Origin of the sequence: Bacillus cereus (assembly GCF_002561295.1) — a bacterium.
GTDB lineage: Bacteria > Bacillota > Bacilli > Bacillales > Bacillaceae_G > Bacillus_A > Bacillus_A cereus_S.
In genome coordinates this window covers 1-18519 of sequence record NZ_NTUG01000038.1, presented here as the reverse complement: position 1 = coordinate 18519, position 18519 = coordinate 1, and the positions used below count along the sequence as shown (strand labels likewise).

The window sequence follows — 18519 nt, the reverse complement described above, 5'->3', positions numbered from 1 at the left end:
ATTCTCCTTTCCGTTCATCTTTTTTAATTTGTCACAATTTCTTCTAGGGCAGCAGCTAACCGATCAATGTCTTCCTTCGTATGAATTTCTGTAACACAATACAAAGCACATTGACCAAATTTAGGAAACTCTTTCGAAATATCCTTTCCTCCAAATATTTGTTTTTCTAACAATCTCTTATTTATCGTTTCTACTGATAAGCCGGTCTCATTAAAATCAACAAGAAACTCTTTAAAAAATGGAGAGCTTAATCTTGAACCTCTCACTCCAGGGATTTGGTTCAATTGTTTTACTGCATATTGACTATTTTGCATAATCGTTTGACCTAATTCATACATACCATTTGGTCCAAGTAATGATAAATAAACCCCTGCTGTAATTCCCCATAACGCCGTTTGTGTACCAACTGATTCCTTTCCTTTTTCACGAAGGGCAAAAGATGTCCGGTCATACGCTACATCTCCAAATCCGTACTCTCCTTCTTCTACTGTTGGTACAATCCCAAATAAACGTGAAGGGTATTCACTCACAAACTTTTCCTCATCTCTTGTAGCAATAAATCCAGCTTGCCCTCCGCTATAGTTCATATGCATACCAAGAGGTTGTAAGTCACCACAAACAATATCTGCGTGATAGTGACTTGGTGGTGCTAGCACTCCAAGCGATATCGGATCAACACCAACTACTACTAGCGCATCATGTCGCTTTGCAATTTCCGCGATCTCCACCCCTTGCGATTCAATAAATCCTAAATAGGAAGGATTTTCAAAATAAATTGCAGCTGCATTAGCAACTATCTTATTCTCTAAATCTTCTAAATCTAGAAGACCATTCTCATCATCATAACCAACAGAAATAAATTCGAGATCTGGAGACCCATAATTTTGGATAATTTTCATTCTCTCAGGTGACACGGTTTGTGCTACTAATACTTTGTTTCTTTTCGTTATACGAGCAGCCATCCGAATTGCTGTAGCTGCTGCTTGCCCCCAATCAAATGTAGGCACATTTACAACATCCATATCAACAAGTTCCGCTACTAAGCTTTGGTATTCAAATAGTGCTTGAAACCTTCCATGATCCTCATACGGTTCCCCAGCATACGCAGTTAAAAATTCTGATCGCTGATTTACTTCATCGCAAACAGCTGGTACAAAGTGCTGCCAACAACCCGCTCCTAAAAAATTCATATATTCATTTGTACTCGTATTTTTACACAGTATCCCTTCAACATGGCGACGCAGTTCATATTCTGTAAGTGCCTTCGGGATATTCATTTCCTCTTTTAACTTTAGTTCCTCTGGTATGCAGGCATATAATTCCATCACGTTTTCAACGCCTATTTCTTTTAACATCTCTTCTTTTACTTCAGGTACCATATTTGGAATGTAAGGATGTACCTTTTTCGTCATCTTAATACCCCCTTATTAAATTTCATTCAATTACGCTAAGCCTCCGCCATCGACAACAAGTTCCGTTCCTGTCACCCAAGATGACAAATCACTAGCTAAAAATAAAACACCCTTTGCAATATCACGCGGCGTACCAATTCTTGATAGAGGTCGATCTACTGCTGAATCTTTCAAAAACGCCCCCTCTTCTACATTCAACTGCTTCGCCTCGTCGCGTAGTAACTGCGTATCTGTATCACCTGGGCAGATGCAGTTTACTCGAATATTTTGCGGACCATGATCAATTGCCATCGCCTTCGTTAAATTCACAACACCCGCCTTCGCAGCACAATATGCGGCTGCTTTATCGCCTCCTTTTAGCCCCCAGCCAGAACCGGTGTTAATAATACTTCCACTTTGTTTTCCAGCCATGATTGGAATGATATATTTAGATAAAAGATATACACCTTTTAATGACACATTAATAACTGCATCCCATTCTCTTTCCTCTAACTCAACAACTGTTTTTCTTCTAATAATCCCGGCATTGTTAAACAACACATCTACACTTCCATATGCCTTTCTAATATGTTCACTGACATTCTTACAATCTAATTCGCTTGTTACATCGCACTTCAAAAACTCTGCTTGCTGCCCCTCATCTCTTAAGCTTTGTGCAGCCTGCGTGCCTTTTTCCTCATCAATATCTAACAAAATGACTGTAGCTCCTACTTCAGCAAAAATTGTTGCAGTCGCATACCCAATTCCTGATGCCGCTCCAGTTACAACCGCCACTTTATCTTTTAATTGAAAATAATCTCTTTCCATAAAAAATCCTCCTTTATTTGCATCTGCTTTTTATTAAGCAAAAAGTATGCCAATTTTATTACATAGAAAATCCTTATCCTAGCAAGCAACCTTAGTACGATTGTTTGTCATCTATGACAATTAATTGACACTTTTGTATTTTTCTGAATTATCATACAATGATTATATAATAGAAAGGAGGTTCAAAATTGTCTACAATCACAGCAATTACAAAAATTATTCATACCTTTTCTGAACTCTTACAAATAGAAATCGCCTACTTCAATCATGAGGGGCTATTAGTTTCTTCGACAGAAGAATATAAAAAGAAAAAAGGAGAGCGCGTCTACCTCCCCTTTTTCAAAAAACTATATGAGCATCCTATTACTTTTGTGCATAAGCCAGGCCATATGAATATGTGTCATGGCTGCCACTTTCAAAAGAGCTGTCCATCAACTGCAGAAATTATACAAAATATGATTCAAAATGAACGCCACTATGGCTATCTTTCATTCGTTAGCTTTTCCAAAGATAAACAACAGAAATTACTCGATCAGCAAAAAGACTTTATGTATTGGATGGAAAAATTAAAAGAGATTATTACCGATATTATTCATGAAACGAATTATTCCACTTCCAAAATAGGGACAAAATTAAAACAAACTGAATATATCCTTGGAAACAGTTATACATTACAAAACATAAAAGAAATTTTAAAAAACATGAAAAGTAGTACTTCCTCTATCGTGATTACAGGAGAAACAGGGACAGGGAAAAGCTTGATGGCAAAGCTTATTCATGAACAAAGTATGTTCCAACGAGGCGATTTCATTGAAATTAATTGTGCTAGTATTCCTGAATCTTTATTCGAAAGTGAACTCTTTGGCTATGAGGAAGGTGCATTTACAGGGGCAAGAAAAAAAGGAAAACCCGGCTACTTTGAAATGGCTGATCGAGGAACACTATTTTTAGATGAAGTTGCCGACCTCCCTTTTCATTTACAACCAAAACTATTAAAAGTACTACAAGATGGTGTTGTACAAAGAATCGGTGGAACACTTCCCAAAAAAGTGAACGTCCGGATTATTGCTGCATCTAATCAACCATTAGAAAAAATGATAGACTCTAAGCAATTCCGTCCAGATCTTTACTACAGACTCAATGTGATTCCAATCCATTTACCACCACTCCGCGAGCGGAAAGAAGACTTACAGAGACTTGTTCCCCTCTTAATTGAAAAATTACAAACAAGAACAGGAAAATTCATTCAAACTTTTACAGGTGAATTCCTAGCAAGATTAAAACAATATCACTGGCCTGGGAATATTCGTGAACTAGAGAATGTTTTAGAATATAGCATGAATATGGAGAAAAGCGGCCAATTAACTGAATCATCACTACCAGTATTTCTTCAAAATCATTCGGAAATGCTGCGCTCATCTCCAAAGCAACACGGTGCACTACAAGAGGCTGAAAAAGAGAGTATTATTCAAAAGCTTGATTATTATGGTTATGATTATGAAGGAAAAAAGCAAGCCGCTGCAGCTTTAGGAGTAAGTGTGCGAACGCTATACAGGAAAATGGACAAATTCGAGATATTAGGTCCGACTAAATAATACCTTCAAACTACTAAATTTAAAAAGAAGCTAACATAAAACATGTTAGCTTCTAGCAATCTATCTTTGCAATTGCACGGTATCCGATATCACTTCGATAAAATAATCCGTCACTCTCAATTTTCTTGATTTCTTTATAAACGTTATCCTTCGCTGTTTGTAAATCTTTTGCTTTACAAGCTACAAATAAAACACGGCCACCGTTCGTTACAAAATCTCCATGTTTCATAGCTGTGCCTGCATGAAAGACAATTACATCTTCTAATGTATTTAATCCAGAAATAACGGCACCTTTTTCATATGCTTCTGGGTATCCTTTTGAAGCAAGTACGACACCAATAACTGCTTCCTCTGACCATTTAAGTGTTAACTCTTTTCCATCTAATACGTCATTACATACGTCGACTAAATCACTTTCTAAACGAGGTAATACAACCTCCGTTTCTGGATCACCAAAACGAGCGTTGAATTCAATTACTTTCGGTCCCTCATTTGTTAAAATAAGCCCCGCATATAAAATTCCTGTGAATGAACGTCCTTCTTGAATCATTGCCTCCGCAGTTGGATGTAAAATTGTCTCAATTGCTTCGCTCACTGCTGATTCTGGGATTTGCGGTACTGGAGAATATGCTCCCATTCCTCCTGTATTCGGCCCTTTATCACCATCAAAAGCACGTTTATGATCTTGTGCAATGACCATTGGATACACAGTTGTTCCATTTACGAATGCCATTAAAGAAAATTCCTGTCCATCTAAAAACTCTTCAATAACAACCTTTTTACTCGCTTCACCAAATTTTACATCTTGCAGCATTTCTTTTACAGCTTCAAGTGCTTCTTCTAACGTCATTGCTACTGTTACACCTTTTCCAGCTGCTAAACCATCCGCTTTAATAACAATAGGTGCACCAACTTTTTGAATGTATGCCACTGCTTCCTCATAGTCTGTGAACGTTTCATATGCTGCCGTTGGAATATCGTATTTTTTCATAAGCTCTTTTGTAAAAGCTTTACTTCCTTCAATTACAGCAGCTGCCTTACTTGGACCAAAAACGCGAAGGCCTTCTGCTTCAAAACGATCAACAATTCCATTCATAAGAGGAATTTCTGGACCAACGAATGTTAAGCCAATATTGTTTTCTTTCGCAAACAGAACAAGTGCGTCAAAATCATTTTCATCAATATCAACTGGCATTGCCACATTTCTCATGCCTTCATTACCCGGTGCTACGTACACCTTCTCCACTTGCTCAGACTGTGCAAACTTCCAAGCCAAAGCATGCTCACGCCCACCGCGTCCAATTACTAAAACATTCATATTTCATCCTCCATTATTCAAATAAGTACAAAATAGGAGCACTGCTCCTATTTTGTACAGAATACCAAGAAACTAAAGGCAACAGATTCTTGTTTTTGTGTCGTTATTTGCCGAATGGCCGATATCCTTTGTCGAATCGCCGATATATTTGAATTTGCGCCGATATATGGCGAGAAACGGTCGATATATCGGGAAAATCGCTGATATAATTTCATGTACTTGTAATGCGACAGTTATCTTGACCGGACTTTTTAAACTTCCCCTATTAATCCAGGTTTAAAAAGGAGGATCAAGAGAACCGAGCAGTTCTAGGCGCTGCAGCCAGGAGGACACGGAGTGTAGCTTATACTACATGAGTACCGCACTGGCAAAGCAACGACGAAATGCGAAGGTTATCTTGACCGGACTTTTTAAACTTCCTTTACAAATAGTCGTTCAAAAAGGAGGATTAAGAGAGCCGAGCAGTTCTAGGCACGGTAGCCAGGAGGACACGGAATGTAGCTGACACTCCATGAGTACCGGACTGGCGACGTAACGAAGAAATGCGACAGCTATCTTAACCGGACTTTTTGAACTTCCTTTAATTAATGTTTGAAATGACGTACGCCAGTGAACACCATAGTAATTCCATATTCATCTGCTTTTTTAATAGAATCTTCATCGCGAATCGATCCGCCTGGTTGAATGATTGCTGTAACACCTGCTTTCGCAGCCTCTTCTACTGTGTCTGGCATTGGGAAGAACGCATCAGATGCTAGTGCACTACCTTGTGCTTTGTCACCAGCTTGCGTGATCGCAATTTTTGCTGAACCGACGCGGTTCATTTGTCCAGCGCCAACACCGATTGTCATGTTATCTTTTGCTAATACAATTGCATTTGATTTTACATGTTTTACAACTTTCCAAGCTAGCTTTAAATCAGCCCATTCTTGCTCCGTCGGTTCACGTTTTGTTGGAACTGTAATTGCATCTTCATCTAGTGCTAGTGTATCTTCTTCCTGAACTAAAAGGCCACCTTGTACAGAAGTTAATTTTTTACTTGCACTTGCCGCTTTTTCGATATTTACCGTTAATAGACGTAAATTTTTCTTACTTTGCAACACTTCTAAAGCTTCTTTTGAGAAAGAAGGTGCAATAATAATTTCTAAGAAAACTTCATGTAATTTTTCTGCTGTCTGTTTATCAATTTCACGGTTAGCTGCAATAATACCACCAAAGATTGATACTGGATCCGCTTCGTAAGCACGTGTATATGCTTCGTGAATATCCGTACCAACACCAACTCCGCATGGGTTCATATGTTTTACCGCTACCACCGCTGGCTCTGTAAATTCTTTCACGATGCTAAGAGCTGCATCTGCATCATTGATGTTGTTATAAGATAATTCTTTTCCATGTAATTGTTCTGCATATGCAACAGAAGAAGTGGCTGCAAATGGCGCTTTATAGAATGTTGCTTTTTGATGCGGATTTTCGCCGTAACGTAAATCTTGTTTTTTCTCGAATGTTACTGTTAATGTTTCTGGGCTTTCTTCTCCCATTTGTTCTGTTAAATAATTGGAGATTAATGCATCATATGCCGCTGTATGACGGAATACTTTTGCTGCTAATTTACGTTTTGTTTCGTCTGTCACTTCACCGTTTTCTTTTAGCTCAGCTAGTACAACGTCATAATCTGTTGGATCAACGATTACTGATACGAATTTATGATTTTTCGCCGCTGAACGAATCATTGTTGGACCACCGATATCGATATTTTCAATCGCATCAGCAAATATCACATCTGGTTTAGCAATTGTTTCTTTAAATGGGTATAAGTTTACAACAACAAAGTCGATTGGCTGAATGCCTAATTCATTCATCTGTGCTACATGCGTGTCATTATCACGTACTGCAAGTAAACCACCATGAATGTTTGGGTGTAATGTTTTCACACGTCCATCCATAATTTCTGGGAAGCCTGTTACTTCAGAAATCCCAATTACTTGTAAGCCGTTCTCTTCTAATAATTTTTTCGTTCCACCTGTTGAAATAACTTCAATCCCTTGGTCAAGTAACCCTTTAACAAATTCTACAACACCTGTTTTATTTGAAACACTTACTAATGCACGCTTTTTCACTTATCCTTCACCCCTAGTTGAATGTTATTTAACAGCCTTCTCTTTCATAGTTTGAACGATTTCGTTCACCGTATCTACGTACAATCTATGTTCAACTTGCTGAATTTTCTGTTGTAAACTCTCTCTCGTATCCATGTCAGAAACAGTTACTGCTTCTTGTGCAATAATAGGTCCTGTATCCATGCCCGCGTCCACATAGTGAATCGTCACTCCTGTTACTTTCACTCCTGCCTCTAATGCTTGGCCGACAGCATCTTTACCTGGAAAACTTGGTAATAATGATGGATGGATATTAATAATTCTCCCGCCGTATTCTTCCAGTAATGTAGGCCCAATTAAACGCATATATCCTGCTAAAATAACATAATCAATCTCGTATTCTCGTAACTTTTTTAATATCGCTTTTTCAAACGCTTCTTTTGATTCATATGCTTTCGCTGAAAAAGCAAAGCATGGAACATGATGATAATGCGCCCGCCCGATAACACGCGCCTCAGGTTGATCACATACTAGTAAACTAATATCAGCTTGTAATCTTTTTTCTTCCACTGCATTCATTAATGCTTGGAAGTTAGATCCGCTTCCAGAGGCAAAGACTGCTAATTTACTCATCATTCTGTGCCTCCATGAAAAGTAACACCGGATCCTTTTACAGTACGCCCAATAATGTGTGCTTTTTCTCCTTGCTCTGCAAGAAGCTTAACAACATCTTTTGCATCTTCTTCTTTTACTGCCACTACCATGCCAATACCCATGTTAAAAATATTGAACATCTCTTTTTCTTCTAGTTTTCCAACCTCTTGAAGTAAGCTGAAAATCGGTTGAATTTGCCAAGAACCTAATTCAATTTCTGCACCGATTCCTTCTGGCAACATACGTGGAATATTTTCAATAAAACCGCCACCTGTAATATGAGCCATGCCATACACTTCATATTTCTTCAATAGTTCTAAAATAGGTTTGACATAAATTTTCGTTGGCTTTAATAGTTCTTCACCAAGAGGTAGTTCTAAGCGACCATGTATACGATCTAAAGATAGCTGTCCGTCTTCTAATAACACTTTACGTACTAAAGAATAACCATTACTATGAATACCGCTAGATGCTAAGCCAATTAACACATGACCTTCTTTAATAGACTGACCTGTTACAATTTTCTTTTTATCAACAATACCAACTGTAAAACCTGCTAAATCGTACTCTTCAGTGGAATACATACCTGGCATTTCAGCTGTTTCTCCACCAATTAGCGCGCAGCCAGCTTGGCGACAACCTTCTGATATACCTTTGACGATGTTTTCAATTTTACTAGGTTCTGCTTTACCACAAGCAATGTAATCAAGGAAGAAAAGCGGTTCTGCCCCTTGGACAACAATATCATTTACACACATTGCTACTGCATCAATACCAATTGTGTCATGTTTATCCATCATGAAAGCGAGCATCAACTTTGTACCCACGCCGTCTGTTCCAGATACTAATACAGGTTCTTCTAATGCAAATTTTGATAGATCAAACATACCGCCAAAACCGCCAAGACCGCCTAGTACTTCTTTTCTCATTGTTGTTTGTACGTGTTTTTTCATGCGAGATACCGCTTCATATCCAGCTTCAATATCTACTCCTGCTTGCTTATATGCATTCGCCATCGTTTTTTACACCTCGTCTTTTAATTTCTCCCACCAAAGCGGGCGCTTTAGAAAAGAGCTAGCTTCTACTTCAAATAAAATAGAAGCTCCTCACTTTTTTTATTTCATACTTTCTAAAAGCTCTTGCTCGTAATCATAAAGAGCTGTTGGATAATCCCCGTTAAAGTACGCCATACATAAGCCGCCATATTTCCCTTCATATGGGCGTCCGATTGCATCTACTAAACCATCTTCACTTAAAAATGTTAAAGAATCTGCGCCAATGATTTGACGTATTTCTTCGATAGAGTGGTTTGCTGCGATTAATTCTTTTCTTGTTTGAATATCAATGCCATAGAAACAAGGATACTTAAGTGGTGGAGAAGCGATTCTCACATGCACTTCTGTCGCTCCTGCCTCGCGAAGCATTCGCACAATTCGTTTACTTGTTGTTCCTCGTACAATCGAATCATCGATCATTACGACGCGTTTCCCTTCAACTACTCCTCGTACTGCTGAAAGCTTCATTTTTACCCCTTGCTCACGCAATTCTTGAGAAGGTTGGATAAAGGTACGTCCAACATAACGATTTTTAATTAATCCTAATTCATATGGAATGCCAGTTGCTTCTGCATAACCAATTGCTGCCGAAATACTAGAATCTGGTACACCTGTTACAACATCTGCTTCAATCGGAGCTTCCTTCGCTAAAGCTTTCCCCATGTTTTTACGCGCTGCATGAACATTGATGCCAGCAATATTAGAATCTGGACGTGCAAAGTAAATGTATTCCATACTACAAATTGCGTGTTCCACATCATTTGTAAAACGATCTACGTGAATGCCCTCATCATTAATGATAAGTAGTTCCCCAGGTTCAACATCACGAATGTATGTTGCACCAACTACATCAAAAGCACATGTTTCAGATGCTACAACGTACGCATCTCCCATTTTCCCGATTGAAAGTGGGCGGAATCCATTCGGATCTAACGCAACAATCATTTCGTTTCCTGTTAGTAAAAGATATGCAAATGCACCTTTTACTTTATTCAACGCATCTTTCACACTTTCAATGAGTGAACCCTTTGTATTACGTTTAATTAAATGAAGTAGTACTTCTGTATCTGAACTCGTTTGAAAAATACTTCCTTCTGCCTCTAATTCACGGCGAAGCATTTTTGCATTAATTAAATTCCCGTTGTGAGCCAATGCCATACTATGATCAGAAAAGCGGAATAATAATGGTTGAACGTTAGCAACTTCACTTCCACCAGCCGTCGCATATCGTACGTGTCCGATTGCAGATTTTCCGCCTAACCCTTCTAGCTCACCTCTTGAAAACACTTCTGATATTAAACCTAACCCCTTGTGACCGACGATTTTCTCACCATTATTTACGACGATGCCTGCGCCTTCTTGCCCACGGTGCTGCAAACTGTGCAATCCGTAGTACGCAACTTGTGCTGCATTTTCATGCCCCCAAATTCCGAAAACGCCACATTCTTCGTTTAACCCCTTTATTTCAGCAAGCATGGGATTGCCCCTTTCCAAGCCTTTCTCATTTCATCAACATTTGCTGTAAGTAATACTTCATTTTCTTCATTATGAATTGTTACTTCATTTGTATTTGTAACTTCCCCAACTTGAATTGCTTCTACTGATTTCTCAAACGCTTCTTGCTGCTCACGTTTTACTGTTACGACAAAGCGTGATTGCGATTCCGCGAATAATGCCGCTGTTGCTTCCCCATCAAATTTCACAGTAGCGCCTAAGCCTTTCGCACCGATTGCACTTTCAGCAATCGCAACTGCTAATCCGCCTTCTGCAACGTCATGCGCAGATTGAACAAGTCCCGCTTGAATTGCTTCTAGTAATTGTTTTTGGCGTTTTAATTCTACTTCTAAGTCGATGCTTGGTGATTGACCGAAGATTTTGCCGTATACCATCTTCTGTAATTCGCTTCCACCAAATTCAGCTTTCGTTTCACCAATTACATAAATTAGATCTCCAGCTTCCTTAAACTCTTGTGTTGTTACATGTTTTAAGTCATGAACAAGACCTACCATACCAACAGTCGGTGTTGGATATACTGCTTCACCGCTACGTTCGTTGTACATTGATACGTTTCCGCCAATAACTGGGGTTTGTAATGTACGACAAGCTTCACTCATACCGTCTACTGATTTCTCAATTTGCCAGAAAATCTCTGGTTTCTCTGGATTACCAAAGTTTAAGCAATCTGTAATTGCAAGTGGCTCTCCGCCTGAACATACGATATTACGTGCTGCTTCTGCTACTGCAATTTTACCGCCCATTTCAGGATCTAAGTAAATGTAGCGAGAGTTACAATCTGTTGTCATCGCTAATGCTTTCTCTGTACCACGGACACGTACAACTGCTGCGTCTGATCCTGGTGTAACAACTGTGCTTGTGCGAACTTGATAATCGTACTGATCATATACCCACTCTTTACTTGCAATGGTTGGTTGTTGTAATAGAGCTAGTAATGTCTCTTTATAGTTATCTACTTTTGGTGTTTCCATTTTCATCTCTTGGAACTCTTTAAAGTACGCTGCTTCTTTTGAAGGTTTATGATAAATTGGTGCTTCTTCTGCTAATGCATCCGCTGGTACTTCCGCTACCATTTCACCTTTATGGAATAAGCGAAGCATTTTATCTTCCGTTACTTTCCCCATCGTAACTGCCGCTAAGCCATACTTTTCAAATAGATCTACAATCTCTTGCTCTCTACCTTTTTTTACAACAATCAACATACGTTCCTGCGATTCAGATAGCATCATTTCATATGGTGTCATACCTGTTTCACGTTGTGGTACATCGTCTAAATACATTTCAATACCCATTCCTGCTTTACTTGCCATTTCCGCAGAAGATGATGTTAAACCTGCCGCTCCCATATCTTGAATTCCAACAAGAGCATCAGATTGGATTAGCTCTAGGCATGCTTCGATAAGAAGTTTCTCCATAAATGGATCGCCTACTTGTACTGCTGGACGCTTTGCTTCTGAACTCTCAGATAATTCTTCTGATGCGAAAGTTGCACCGTGAATACCGTCGCGTCCTGTTGAAGCACCTACGTACATAACTGTATTACCAGCTCCGTGCGCTTGACCTTTTTTAATATCTTCATGATTAATTAACCCAACGCACATTGCATTTACAAGTGGGTTTCCTTCATAACATGGATCAAACTGCACTTCTCCACCCACAGTTGGAATACCAATGCAGTTACCGTATCCCGCAATCCCAGCAACTACTTCTTCAAATAAATATTTCACGCGTGGTGATTGTAGTTCACCGAAGCGAAGTGAGTTTAATAATGCTACTGGACGAGCTCCCATTGAGAATACGTCGCGAATAATACCACCAACACCTGTTGCTGCACCTTGATATGGCTCAATTGCTGAAGGGTGGTTATGACTTTCCATTTTAAATACAACCGCTTGATTATCACCAATATCTACAATTCCTGCACCTTCACCAGGTCCTTGTAATACACGCTCTCCTGTTGTTGGGAATTTACGAAGAACTGGTTTTGAGTTTTTATAACTACAATGCTCTGACCACATAACAGCGAATAGTCCTGTTTCTGTGTAGTTCGGCAGACGCCCTAAAATCTTTTCAACCATGGCAAACTCTTCGTCAGTTAGCCCCATTTCCGCATATATACGTTCTTCTTTAATTTGTGTTGGATTTGGTTCAAGCATTAACGACATATGTTTCCCTCCAATGTTTCAAAATAGATTGAAAGACTTTTAAACCTTCAGCGCCGCCAAGAATTTCATTCACAGCACGCTCTGGATGTGGCATCATACCAAGTACATTTCCTTTTTCATTTACAATACCTGCGATATCAGAAACGCTTCCGTTTGGATTATCTAAGTAACGGAATACAATTTGATTCTTTTCTTCTAGTTCTTTCAGAGTTGCTTCATCACAATAGTAATTTCCTTCACCATGTGCAATTGGGATGTTAATTACTTCACCTTTGTTATATTGCGATGTAAACATTGTTTCATTATTTTCAACATGTAGCTGAACAGTTCGGCACATGAATTTCAAATTTTTGTTTCGCATTAATGCACCAGGTAGTAATCCTGATTCAACTAAAATCTGGAATCCATTACATACGCCTAAAATAGGCTTTCCTTGCTCAGCTGCTTTTTGCACAGCTTTCATTGCATTTGCAAATCGAGAAATGGCACCACAGCGAAGGTAATCACCGTAAGAGAATCCTCCTGGTAAAAGGATTGCATCATATTCGTCTAAATTCTCCGTATCATGCCAAACATAGTCTACTTCTTCGCCAAGCTCATCTTTAATTGCATGGAACATATCAACATCACAGTTCGAACCTGGAAAAACGATTACGGCAAATTTCACTGTGCGACAACCTCCTCAACTTCATAACGGAAATCTTCCATTACAACGTTTGCTAATAGTTTTTCACACATTTCTTTTACCTTGCTATCTAGATCAGTTACTGATTTATCAATTGTTAATTCCATATATTTACCGATACGAACATCTTGTACTTCTGTGAAAGAAAGACTGTGTAAAGCACCTTTCACCGCTGTTCCTTGTGGATCTAATACGCTCTCTCTTAATGTTACATATACCTTAACTTTATACATGTGAAACTCCCCCTAAACGTTTTAAAATTTCTTCATATGCCTCTGTTAAATTCCCAAGATCACGGCGGAATACATCTTTATCAAATTTCTCATTACTCTCTTCATCCCATAAGCGGCAAGTATCTGGTGAAATCTCATCTGCTAATACAATTTCGCCTTCTTCTGTTAATCCAAACTCTAATTTAAAATCTACTAATCTTACACGACAGCTTGCGAAGTGCTCAATCAATACTTGATTGATTTGTAGAGCTTGTTCTCGTAATATGCTTACTTGCTCTGGCGTGGCAACGTTTAACACACGAATATGATCTTCTGTTACAAGCGGATCCCCTAAATCATCATCTTTGTAGTAAAGTTCTACGATTGGTGCTGCAAGTGCAGTCCCTTCTTCCATTCCTAATCGTTTTGAAAGACTTCCTGCAATTACGTTTCTTGTGACAACTTCTAATGGAATAATGCTTACCTTTTTCACAAGTTGTTCTGTATCTGACAGCTTCTCAACAAAATGTGTGTTGATTCCTACTTCTTGTAACTTTCTGAATAAAAGAGTTGTAATCTCATTGTTCAGACGACCTTTTCCTGTAATCGTCGCTTTTTTCTCCCCATTGAAAGCAGTAGCACTATCTTTGTACTCTACCCAAACCATATCTGCTGCTTCTGTACGATAAATTCTTTTTGCCTTACCTTCATACAGCAATTCTAGCTTTTGCATTTCGCAAGCCCCCTGTAGTTTGAAAAATGTGAATAATATATTTATAAAGAATGGCACAGAATACCTCTACTCTGTGCCATATAAAATTGTCAGCCTAGTTCAGCCCAAGACGTTCAAAGATTGTATCAACATGTTGCATATGATGTTCATAATTGAAGCATTCGTTGATTTCTTCTTGTGTTAATTTGCTTGTAATACGCTCATCTGCTTCTACAAGCTCTTTAAATTGTACTTGTGTCTCCCAAGCTTCCATCGCTTTAGGCTGTACGATATCATAAGCTTCTTCACGTACCATACCTTTGTCGATTAGCGTAAGCATTACGCGTTGAGAGTAAATTAAGCCGTATGTTCTTTGCATGTTGCGCTTCATGTTCTCTGGGAATACCGTTAAGTTTTTCACGAGATTACCAAAACGATTTAACATGTAGTTTAATGCGATTGTTGCATCTGGTAAAATCACGCGTTCTGCAGAAGAGTGAGAAATATCACGCTCGTGCCATAATGGAACATTTTCATAAGCAGTTAACATGTAACCACGAATTAAGCGGGCCATACCAGTCATATTTTCAGATCCGATTGGATTGCGTTTATGCGGCATTGCAGAAGATCCTTTTTGCCCTTTAGCGAAAGCCTCTTCTACTTCACGTGTTTCACTCTTTTGCAAGCCACGAATTTCAACCGCAATCTTTTCAATAGATGTCGCGATTAATGCAAGTGTTGACATGTAATGTGCATGGCGATCACGTTGCAATGTTTGTGTTGAAATTGACGCTGCTTCTAAACCTAAGTTTTCACAAACATACTTCTCTACGAATGGATCAATGTTCGCGTATGTACCAACTGCACCCGATAATTTACCAACGCGAACTGTGTCAGCTGCTTGCTTGAAACGCTCTAAGTTACGTTTCATTTCTTCATACCAAAGACCAAGCTTTAAACCAAATGTTGTTGGCTCTGCATGCACACCGTGTGTTCTTCCCATCATCACTGTGTATTTATGCTCTTTTGCTTTGTTCGCTAAAATCTCAATGAAGTTTTCTAAGTCTTTTAATAAAATTTCATTTGCTTGTTTTAAGATGTAAGATAACGCTGTATCAACTACGTCTGTAGATGTTAAGCCGTAGTGAACCCATTTACGTTCTTCACCTAATGCTGGTGTTTCTGATACTGCACGAGTGAAAGCAACTACATCATGACGTGTTTCTTTCTCAATCTCATAAATGCGATCAATATCAAATGCTGCATTCTCACGAATTTTTTTCACATCTTCTTTTGGAATATCACCAAGTTCAGCCCATGCCTCACAAGCTAAAATCTCAACTTCTAACCATGCTTTAAATTTGTTTTCTTCCGTCCAAATCGCACCCATCTCAGGGCGTGTATAACGACTAATCATCTTTTTCCCTCCAAAAGTTGTTCTTGATGGTCCCAAATATGCAAACTATGCGCCTTTTCTAAAGCGACTTCAATATTTTCATTTAAAATATTTACATGCCCCATTTTACGCTGCGCTTTTGCTTCTTCTTTTCCATACAAATGTAAATAGCACCCGGTAAATCTATTCACTTGGCTTAGGACCCCTTCTATATGTTCGCCTAAAATGTTTACCATGACAACTGGTTTTAACAAATTTGTTTCTCCTAGAGGTAAATTACAGATTGCTCGAATATGTTGCCCAAATTGACTCGTTTCACACGCATCGATTGTATAATGTCCTGAATTATGAGGTCTTGGTGCTAATTCATTAATATAAATCTCACCATCTGCCGTAGCGAACATCTCTACCGCAAGTGTTCCCACAAGCTGAAGCTCATCCGCAAGTACCTGTGCATATTCAATTGCTTTTTGTGAAAGTGCTTCTGTAATACGAGCTGGTACAATGGATTCATGTAAAATGTTATTCACGTGAATATTTTCAGCGACTGGAAATACCTTCGTTTCCCCACTAACACTGCGAGTTACAATCACTGATATTTCTTTTTCAAATGGCACCCATTTTTCTAAAATACATTCAGTTTGACTAACAAGCTCCCTTGCTCTTTCAACATCCGCTTCACTTCGTAAAACAACTTGCCCTTTTCCGTCATACCCTCCTGTTGTTGTTTTTAACACACAAGGGAAGGAAAGTTCCGTAATTGCTTCTAAAAGTTCTTCTTGCTTCTGTACAAGTCTATATGGCGCTACTGGTAAGCCAACACTTACGATTGCATTCTTTTCTGTAAAACGATTTTGCGTTTTATTTAGCAACTGACTGCCTTGTGGTAAATACGCATGTTTTTCAAGCCATTGTAAACATCTATAATCAATATTTTCAAATTCATATGTGATAACATCGCTTATTTCAGCTAAATGCTGAATCGCTTTCAAATCGTCATATGCTGCAACAATTTCAATATCAGCAACTTGTGCACATGGTGAATGCTTTGCCGGATCTAGTACAGCAATTTTATAACCCATTTCCTTCGCTGCTAGCGCCATCATTCTTCCAAGCTGGCCGCCGCCAATAATTCCAATTGTTTTTCCAGGTAAAATGATTCTTGTCATATCAACTCACTACCTTCGCGCACATTTTTCTCAATTGCTTCTCGTCTCAGTTCTAATGCATCATGTATATCATCATGAAATGATCCAAGTATTTGCGCTGCAAGTAGTCCTGCATTTGTCGAACCTGCCTTACCAATCGCAACAGTTGCAACTGGAACTCCTCCTGGCATTTGAACGATAGACAGTAACGAATCTAAACCATTTAACGCCTTTGATTGAACAGGAACACCGATTACAGGAAGATTTGTCTTCGCTGCAACCATTCCTGGTAAATGAGCGGCTCCCCCAGCTCCAGCAATAATAACTTTTAATCCACGTTCACGAGCTGTTTCTGCATATTCAAACATATAATCTGGAGTCCGATGAGCGGATACAACTTTCTTCTCATACGGAATGTGTAATTCATCTAAAATGTCACAAGCATATTTCATTGTTTCCCAGTCTGACGTACTTCCCATTATGACTCCAACTAGTGATTTCATATTAGAATCCCCCCGATTCAAATAAAAAAAGCCTGAAATAGAACATTTTCTCTTTTACTATGAGAGAAAGCGCTCTACTCAGGCATACGTATCCCTTGTGAATAGAAAAATACCGAGTGACTTTCCCTCATAGTCTAACGAATAACGGTCGTTAGGTAGAGACTTGCAGGCCATATCCCCGCGATTATATGAGGTGCGATATAATATTGTTTCTATGGCTATATTAACAATATTCCATGAACAATGTCAACAAATAATCGAATGTTTTTTACTCTATAAAACAAAACGTTCGTGTTTACACTAGAAAACCTTATAAATACTCTTGATAAAACGCGATATATTGTTTGATACAATTTTTTGTTTACAGACAACAGATATGTGCTAAATAACCACTTATTATTCATTCTTAATCCTCTTGACATGCATACAAAATATAATGATAATGTAGGAGAAAGGCAGGTTTTACATTATGGAAAAACAAGCTGTTGTACTTACATTTCAAGAAGATGTACAATCATACAAAACATTCTCTGTTATAAAAAAACTTCACCTTGAACAGCAACTCAAAGTAGAGCAAATTGCCATTATTAAACGAAAAATAGATGGTGAATTATCAATTGAAGACTTCGTAGATATAACCGGGGCTGATAAAACAAACAAAGGTGGTTTAGTTGGAATGTTTGTTGGGATACTAGGCGGACCTTTCGGTGTATTATTAGGTGGACTAATCGGATCAACAATCGGTATATTTCAAGATAAAAAAGAAATTACACATGCACATTCTGTTTTTGAAAACACATTAAAATCGATTAAGCCTGGAAAAACAGGAGTTATCGCAATTGTTGAAGAGCAGACGGAAGATACATTAAATAGCATGGTACAAGCTGGAAACGGAAAAATAGATCGTTATCCTGAAGCACAATTACGCTCTGAAATTGAGGCAGAACGTAAAAAGTTAAAAAATAAATAGTTAGTGAACTGCCCCCGAATAGTGGAACTAAAAAATCCCATGATTCGGGGGCTTTTATAATATATAAGTACAAATTGAAAAACTAACATAAACCCTTCCTTAATATAGGAAGAAAAAGAGCATCCATCGATGGATAGAAACTGAGTGAAAATCTTCTTTTGTTTCCACAACCGCGACTTAAGTGCTTGAAGACCAAGTTAGAATATATAGAAAGAAATTATCTTTTTAAATACAAAAAAACCTAAGTCGAAACGACTTAGGTTTTTGCTTGGC

16 protein-coding genes and 1 riboswitch are annotated in these 18519 nt (G+C 38.5%); of the genes, 2 read left to right on the top strand and 14 right to left on the bottom strand.

Annotation, left to right across the window (positions count from 1 at the left end):
• Window positions 1-23: 23 nt before the first annotated feature.
• Both gcvPA and CN373_RS20420 read right to left on the bottom strand, forming a co-directional pair.
• A complete protein-coding gene (gene gcvPA / locus CN373_RS20425) occupies window positions 24-1412 on the bottom strand; it encodes an aminomethyl-transferring glycine dehydrogenase subunit GcvPA (RefSeq protein WP_000163333.1) in 1389 nt (462 codons plus the stop codon).
• A 30-nt stretch (window positions 1413-1442) separates the two neighbouring features.
• Window positions 1443-2219 (bottom strand): SDR family NAD(P)-dependent oxidoreductase, encoded by a 777-nt coding sequence (locus CN373_RS20420; protein ID WP_000439035.1) that lies wholly within the window; start codon window positions 2217-2219, stop codon window positions 1443-1445.
• A 188-nt stretch (window positions 2220-2407) separates the two neighbouring features.
• Here CN373_RS20420 and CN373_RS20415 point away from each other — a divergent pair, with 188 nt between their 5' ends.
• Complete coding sequence (locus tag CN373_RS20415; RefSeq protein WP_000104408.1) at window positions 2408-3814, top strand: sigma-54 interaction domain-containing protein; 1407 nt, start codon at window positions 2408-2410, stop codon at window positions 3812-3814.
• A gap of 52 nt (window positions 3815-3866) precedes the next feature.
• On the opposite strand, the gene purD is transcribed toward CN373_RS20415, so the two are convergent.
• From purD to purE, 12 genes are all read right to left on the bottom strand, one after another.
• On the bottom strand, window positions 3867-5132 hold the full coding sequence (gene purD / locus CN373_RS20410) for a phosphoribosylamine--glycine ligase (RefSeq protein WP_001101987.1): 1266 nt from the start codon (window positions 5130-5132) through the stop codon (window positions 3867-3869).
• A gap of 584 nt (window positions 5133-5716) precedes the next feature.
• On the bottom strand, window positions 5717-7252 hold the full coding sequence (purH, locus tag CN373_RS20405) for a bifunctional phosphoribosylaminoimidazolecarboxamide formyltransferase/IMP cyclohydrolase (RefSeq protein WP_098360065.1): 1536 nt from the start codon (window positions 7250-7252) through the stop codon (window positions 5717-5719).
• 24 nt (window positions 7253-7276) lie between these two features.
• A complete protein-coding gene (gene purN / locus CN373_RS20400; RefSeq protein WP_098360103.1) occupies window positions 7277-7864 on the bottom strand; it encodes a phosphoribosylglycinamide formyltransferase in 588 nt (195 codons plus the stop codon).
• Complete coding sequence (gene purM / locus CN373_RS20395) at window positions 7864-8901, bottom strand: phosphoribosylformylglycinamidine cyclo-ligase (protein WP_098360064.1); 1038 nt, start codon at window positions 8899-8901, stop codon at window positions 7864-7866. Before purM ends, purN begins: the two co-directional genes overlap by 1 nt.
• 99 nt (window positions 8902-9000) lie before the next feature.
• Entirely contained in the window at window positions 9001-10416 is a 1416-nt protein-coding gene (gene purF, locus CN373_RS20390; protein WP_000879014.1) for an amidophosphoribosyltransferase, read from the bottom strand.
• Window positions 10401-12620, bottom strand: coding sequence for a phosphoribosylformylglycinamidine synthase II (gene purL / locus CN373_RS20385; RefSeq protein WP_098360063.1), 2220 nt, complete (start codon window positions 12618-12620; stop codon window positions 10401-10403). The genes purF and purL overlap by 16 nt, the downstream gene beginning before the upstream one ends.
• A complete protein-coding gene (gene purQ, locus CN373_RS20380; RefSeq protein ID WP_000666791.1) occupies window positions 12604-13287 on the bottom strand; it encodes a phosphoribosylformylglycinamidine synthase subunit PurQ in 684 nt (227 codons plus the stop codon). Before purQ ends, purL begins: the two co-directional genes overlap by 17 nt.
• Entirely contained in the window at window positions 13284-13538 is a 255-nt protein-coding gene (gene purS / locus CN373_RS20375; protein WP_000278826.1) for a phosphoribosylformylglycinamidine synthase subunit PurS, read from the bottom strand. The genes purQ and purS overlap by 4 nt, the downstream gene beginning before the upstream one ends.
• Window positions 13531-14250: a phosphoribosylaminoimidazolesuccinocarboxamide synthase gene (gene purC, locus CN373_RS20370; protein WP_098360062.1), complete on the bottom strand. Its 720-nt coding sequence runs from the start codon at window positions 14248-14250 to the stop codon at window positions 13531-13533. The genes purS and purC overlap by 8 nt, the downstream gene beginning before the upstream one ends.
• 94 nt (window positions 14251-14344) lie before the next feature.
• On the bottom strand, window positions 14345-15646 hold the full coding sequence (gene purB / locus CN373_RS20365; RefSeq protein WP_098360061.1) for an adenylosuccinate lyase: 1302 nt from the start codon (window positions 15644-15646) through the stop codon (window positions 14345-14347).
• On the bottom strand, window positions 15643-16794 hold the full coding sequence (purK, locus tag CN373_RS20360) for a 5-(carboxyamino)imidazole ribonucleotide synthase (RefSeq protein WP_000196762.1): 1152 nt from the start codon (window positions 16792-16794) through the stop codon (window positions 15643-15645). The genes purB and purK overlap by 4 nt, the downstream gene beginning before the upstream one ends.
• Window positions 16791-17276, bottom strand: coding sequence for a 5-(carboxyamino)imidazole ribonucleotide mutase (gene purE, locus CN373_RS20355; RefSeq protein ID WP_000839362.1), 486 nt, complete (start codon window positions 17274-17276; stop codon window positions 16791-16793). The genes purK and purE overlap by 4 nt, the downstream gene beginning before the upstream one ends.
• A gap of 110 nt (window positions 17277-17386) precedes the next feature.
• Window positions 17387-17488, bottom strand: a riboswitch (purine riboswitch).
• Window positions 17489-17745: 257 nt separating this feature from the next.
• Between purE and CN373_RS20350 the strand changes: the two genes are divergently transcribed.
• Entirely contained in the window at window positions 17746-18246 is a 501-nt protein-coding gene (locus CN373_RS20350) for a DUF1269 domain-containing protein (RefSeq protein WP_000414759.1), read from the top strand.
• Window positions 18247-18519: the final 273 nt, after the last annotated feature.

Bases quoted from the DNA above. Each gene is read 5' to 3' on its own strand.
- gcvPA (WP_000163333.1), bottom strand. From the start codon at position 1,412: ATGACGAAAAAGGTACATCCTTACATTCCAAATATGGTACCTGAAGTA.
- CN373_RS20420 (WP_000439035.1), bottom strand. From the start codon at position 2,219: ATGGAAAGAGATTATTTTCAATTAAAAGATAAAGTGGCGGTTGTAACT.
- purD (WP_001101987.1), bottom strand. From the start codon at position 5,132: ATGAATGTTTTAGTAATTGGACGCGGTGGGCGTGAGCATGCTTTGGCT.
- purN (WP_098360103.1), bottom strand. From the start codon at position 7,864: ATGAGTAAATTAGCAGTCTTTGCCTCTGGAAGCGGATCTAACTTCCAA.
- purM (WP_098360064.1), bottom strand. From the start codon at position 8,901: ATGGCGAATGCATATAAGCAAGCAGGAGTAGATATTGAAGCTGGATAT.
- purF (WP_000879014.1), bottom strand. From the start codon at position 10,416: ATGCTTGCTGAAATAAAGGGGTTAAACGAAGAATGTGGCGTTTTCGGA.
- purL (WP_098360063.1), bottom strand. From the start codon at position 12,620: ATGTCGTTAATGCTTGAACCAAATCCAACACAAATTAAAGAAGAACGT.
- purS (WP_000278826.1), bottom strand. From the start codon at position 13,538: ATGTATAAAGTTAAGGTATATGTAACATTAAGAGAGAGCGTATTAGAT.
- purC (WP_098360062.1), bottom strand. From the start codon at position 14,250: ATGCAAAAGCTAGAATTGCTGTATGAAGGTAAGGCAAAAAGAATTTAT.
- purB (WP_098360061.1), bottom strand. From the start codon at position 15,646: ATGATTAGTCGTTATACACGCCCTGAGATGGGTGCGATTTGGACGGAA.
- purK (WP_000196762.1), bottom strand. From the start codon at position 16,794: ATGACAAGAATCATTTTACCTGGAAAAACAATTGGAATTATTGGCGGC.
- purE (WP_000839362.1), bottom strand. From the start codon at position 17,276: ATGAAATCACTAGTTGGAGTCATAATGGGAAGTACGTCAGACTGGGAA.
- CN373_RS20350 (WP_000414759.1), top strand. From the start codon at position 17,746: ATGGAAAAACAAGCTGTTGTACTTACATTTCAAGAAGATGTACAATCA.